This is a genomic window from Lactobacillus sp. UMNPBX1, from assembly GCF_002554085.1.
Taxonomy (GTDB): Bacteria; Bacillota; Bacilli; order Lactobacillales; family Lactobacillaceae; genus Lactobacillus; species Lactobacillus crispatus.
Map to the genome: position 1 here is coordinate 1 of NZ_PCZI01000059.1, position 538 is coordinate 538.

Genomic DNA, 538 nt, shown 5'->3' on the forward strand with positions numbered 1-538 from the left:
ATATAATTAAAAAGCTAGACCAAAGTATCAAAAGAAGAGGTATCTTTTTCATGAAAATGAAATTAGCGGAAATTGCCAAGGCGATCAACGCACAAAATGACATTGAACAATGGAAAGACGTAGAAGTGACTAGTGTGTCATTTGACAGTCGACACTTAGATCAAGGGAGCTTATTTGTTCCATTGCAAGGTGCCCAAGACGGCCACCAATACGTACCGAGTGCTTTTACCAATGGTGCAGTAGCTAGTTTATGGGCTAGTGACCATGAGATAACGGATCAGACGCACCCGCTATTAGTCGTTAGTGATCCACTAGCGGCCCTTCAACAACTAGGGAAGTACTACTTGCATAAGATCAATCCGATTGTTGTTGCAGTTACAGGCAGTAATGGGAAGACGACGACTAAAGATATGATTGCGTCAATCTTAAGTACGCAGTTTAATGTCGCGAAGACATATGCTAATTTTAATAATGAGATTGGGGTTCCAGTAACGCTTCTTAACATGGAGTCTAATACCGAAGCAGTGGTAGTTGAGAT

At 41.3% G+C, this 538-nt stretch carries 1 protein-coding gene; it reads left to right on the forward strand.

The window, feature by feature from the left end:
* Positions 1–50 precede the first annotated feature (50 nt).
* Positions 51–538, forward strand: a 488-nt coding sequence (locus tag CP352_RS10765; protein WP_233186949.1) for a Mur ligase family protein, incomplete at its 3' end; no start/stop codon positions are given.